Annotated in this window: 4 protein-coding genes; 1 reads left to right on the forward strand and 3 read right to left on the reverse strand. The window is 66.8% G+C overall.

The genetic code is table 11. The annotated features are described in order from the left end of the window. Positions 1–488, reverse strand: a 488-nt coding sequence (locus H926_RS30585) for a DUF4118 domain-containing protein (RefSeq protein ID WP_043611387.1), incomplete at its 3' end; no start/stop codon positions are given. 149 nt (positions 489–637) lie between these two features. Here H926_RS30585 and H926_RS0124635 point away from each other — a divergent pair. Continuing rightward, positions 638–2,602, forward strand: a complete 1,965-nt coding sequence (locus H926_RS0124635; RefSeq protein ID WP_022678605.1) for a potassium transporter Kup — start codon at positions 638–640, stop codon at positions 2,600–2,602. A 59-nt stretch (positions 2,603–2,661) separates the two neighbouring features. On the opposite strand, the gene H926_RS0124640 is transcribed toward H926_RS0124635, so the two are convergent. Both H926_RS0124640 and modB read right to left on the reverse strand, forming a co-directional pair. After that, the gene (locus tag H926_RS0124640; RefSeq protein ID WP_022678606.1) at positions 2,662–3,300 is read right to left on the reverse strand and encodes an ATP-binding cassette domain-containing protein; all 639 of its coding nucleotides are present in this window, start codon (positions 3,298–3,300) and stop codon (positions 2,662–2,664) included. Then, on the reverse strand, positions 3,290–3,889 hold a 600-nt coding region (modB, locus tag H926_RS33985), incomplete at its 5' end, for a molybdate ABC transporter permease subunit (RefSeq protein ID WP_022678607.1). The genes H926_RS0124640 and modB, both read right to left, overlap by 11 nt.

Below are 3,889 nucleotides of genomic sequence, written 5' to 3' on the forward strand. Positions count from 1 at the left end.
GCCACTTCTTCGGCCAGCAAGGCCCACAGCGCGTCGCGTCGCGTCACCCCCATCAAGCGCCCGGCAAACCCGGCCAACAGCGCGTCGCGCCCGGCCTGCGCCTGCGCCAGCGAAGCCTGGTGGCGCAGGCGCGCGGCCATGTGGCTGCCCACCAGCGCTACACCCAGCAGGATGACCAGCGTGATGAGGTGCGAGGGATCGGCCACCGCCAGCGTGAAACGCGGCGGAATAAAGAAATAGTTATAACACAGCGACGAAAGCAGCCCCGCCGCGAGCCCCGGCCGCAGACCGAGGCGGATCGCGGCAAACATGACCGGCACCAGATAGAGCAGGCCGATATCAGCCACATCCCCCCGCGCCAGCAGCGTCATGCCAACCAGGCTGGCCAGCCCAATCAGCGCCGCGGTGGCCAGCAGGCCGGCAACCAGCCCACCATCCCCCTCAGCGCCGGGCGCAGGTGCGATACGATGGGCAAGGGCCAGTGTCATGCCACCGGGATGCCGCAGCAGGGCCCCCTCTGTCGAGAGCCAAGGCTGTCGCACCGTGTCATGCCGGCGCGACGAGATGGGCGGGCGGTCGCGTAAAGAATGCATAAATTTCGTCGCATCGGGATATTGCCGGGCGTAGCGGCGCCGGCATGACCGCCATGTCCTATCCGGGCGCGCCCGAATCCACGCCTGCCGCTGCCGCTGCTGACGCTTCCCCCGCCCCTGACACCGCCGGAGTCGATCATCATGAGGGCCACGAGGCGCAGGGCCTTGTGCCACTCGCCGTGGGCGCGATCGGCGTGGTGTTTGGCGATATCGGCACCTCGCCGCTCTATTCGCTGAAGGAAAGCTTCATCGGCCACCACCGTTTGGCGGTGGATGCCGATCATATCTTCGGCGTGCTCTCGCTGATGTTCTGGACAATGACTCTGATCGTCACGGTCAAGTACGTCTTCGTGATCCTGCGGGCCGACAACAAGGGCGAAGGCGGCAGCCTGGCGCTGCTCGCGCTGATCGGGCGCCAGCTCAAGCCGGGGCGATGGACCGCTTTCACCGTGGTGCTGGGCATCGTGGCGACGGCGCTGTTCTATGGCGACGCGATCATCACGCCGGCGGTGTCGGTGCTGTCGGCAGTCGAAGGGCTGACCGTGGTGCACCCGGCCTTTGCCGAGGTGGTGCTGCCGATCTCGATCGCGATCCTCATCGGCCTGTTTGCCATCCAGTCGCGCGGGACGGCGGCGGTGGGCAAGCTGTTTGGCCCGGTGATGCTGGTCTATTTCCTGGTCATCGCGCTGCTCGGCCTGAACGGCATTGCCCGCGCGCCGGAAATCTTGCTGGCAGCCAATCCCTGGTACGCCGTCAAGTTCTTCACGCTCGATCCGCTGCTGGCATTCCTGGCGCTGGGCTCTGTCGTGCTGGCCGTGACCGGGGCAGAGGCGCTCTATGCCGATATGGGCCATTTCGGCCGCCGCGCGATCATGGTGGCGTGGCTGTGGGTGGCGTTTCCGTGCCTGCTCATCAACTATGCCGGGCAATCGGCGCTGTTGCTGCGCAACCCGGCCCTGGTGGAAAATCCGTTCTTCCTGATGGCGCCGGATTGGGCGCGCCTGCCGCTGGTCATCCTGGCGACGCTGGCCACGGTGATCGCCAGCCAGGCGGTGATCTCGGGCGCGTTTTCGGTTTCGCAGCAGGCGGTGCAGCTGGGCTTCCTGCCACGCATCCGCATCCTGCATACGAGCGCCAGCGCGGCCGGCCAGGTCTATGTGCCGTTCGTCAACTGGGTCTTGCTGGTCATGGTCATCCTGCTGGTGCTGGCGTTCCGCACGTCGAGCAACCTGGCTTCGGCTTATGGCATCGCGGTGACCGGGACGATGTTCATCACCGCCTGCATGCTGGGCGTGCTGACCTTTGCCGTGTGGAAATGGCATCCACTGGTGGCCGGGATCGTTACCGGCACGTTCCTGGTGATCGATGGCGCCTATTTCGCATCGAACGCCACCAAGATCCCCGATGGCGGCTGGTTCCCGCTGATGGTCGCGGCAATCACGTTCACCGCGCTCACCACCTGGGCCACCGGCCGGCGCATCGTGCGCGAACGCCTCGCCGAAGATGCCATGCCGTTCGAGCTGTTCCTGGGTTCGGTGTGCGAACGCGTGCGCCGGGTCAAGGGCACGGCGGTGTTCATGGCCTCTACCGTTGAAGGCATTCCGCCGGCGCTGCTGCACAATCTCAAGCACAACCACATCCTGCACGAACGCGTCGTGGTTCTGACCGTGATGACCGCCGGGGTGCCGCACGTGCCCGATCACAAGCGGCGCGAGGTGGAAGACATGGGCCATGGCTTCTACCGCATGATCATCCGCACCGGCTTTATGGACGAGGCCGACATTCCCGCCGAACTCGCCGCCGAAACGCGCGCGGCCGGTCCATTCAAGCCGATGGAAACCAGCTATTTCCTGGCGCGGCAGACGCTGATCGCGTCCAAGCGGCCGGGCATGGCGATCTGGCGGGAAAAGCTGTTTGCCTGGATGGTGCGCAATTCGGAAAGCCCGATGCAGTTCTTCCGCCTGCCCACCAACCGCGTGATTGAATTGGGCAGCCAGCTGGAAATCTAGCTTTTTGATTTTTCGCATTTTCCGAGTCGGCAGGTGATTCCACCTGCCTTGAAAATGCTCTAGATTTCCACCACCGCATCGGCGAGCCGTGCCACCTCGTCCTGCTGGTGCGACACCAGCAGGACCGGCAGGGCAAAGGCATCGCGGATGCGGGCGATCAGCGCGATCACGCCCTCGCGCCGCGCCGGATCGAGCGCGGTCAGCGGCTCGTCCATCAAGAGAAAGCGCGGGCCCGACAGCAGCGCGCGGCCGATCGCCACGCGCTGCGCCTCGCCGCCCGACAGCGTGTGCGGCCGGCGCGCAAGCAAAGGCGCGATGTCAAGAAAACCAGCCACTTCGTCCAGCACCAGCGTGCGTCGCTCCGGCGCGGCCTGGCGCCAGCCGAACAGCAGGTTGTCCACCACGCTCAGGTGCGGAAACAGGCGCAGATCCTGAAACACATAGCCGGCCGCGCGCCGTTCGGGCGGCAGGTCTATTCCCCGCGCTGCATCGAACAGCACGGTGCCGCCCACCGCGATATGGCCCGAAAGCGGGCGCAGCAGGCCGGCCACGGCATCGAGCGTACTGGTCTTGCCCTGCCCCGATGGCCCGACCAGCGCGGTGATGCCGCCGCCACCTGCCACCCGCACGGGAAATTCGCGCTGCCCCCGCGCCAGCACCACATCGATGTCAAAGGATGGGGCCGGGTCAAAGGACATGCGCGCCCTTTCCACCCTGCCGACGGGCCAGCAGTTCCGAAGCGACCAGCGCCAGCACCGACAGCAGCACCGCCACGCCGGCCAGGCGCCAGACCGTGGCATCGCTGCCGGGCACCTGCAACGCGGCATAAATCGCCAGCGGCAGGGTCTGGGTTTCGCCGGGGATGTTGGACACAAAGGTGATGGTCGCGCCGAATTCGCCCAGCGAACGAGCAAAGCCCAGCACCGCGCCGGCCACTATGCCTGGCGCGCACAGCGGCAGCGTCACGCGCCAGAACGTGGCCCATGGCCCGGCGCCGAGCGTACGCGCGGCCTGTTCCAGCCGGGGATCGACCGCCTCGAGCGACAGGCGGATCGCCCGCACCATCAGCGGCAACGCCATGATCGCCGCAGCCAGCGCCGCGCCGGTCCAGCGGAACAGCAGCGTCACGCCAAACAGGCGCCACAGCCAAGCGCCGATCGGGCCGGCCGGGGCAAACGCCACCAGCAGCATCCAGCCGATGACGACAGGTGGCAGCACCAGCGGCAGATGCACCAGCGCATCAAGCAGTACACGCCCGCGAAACCGCCCGCGTGCCAGCGCCCAGGC

This window comes from Novosphingobium sp. B-7 (assembly GCF_000410615.1).
GTDB classification, from domain to species: Bacteria; Pseudomonadota; Alphaproteobacteria; order Sphingomonadales; family Sphingomonadaceae; genus Novosphingobium; species Novosphingobium capsulatum.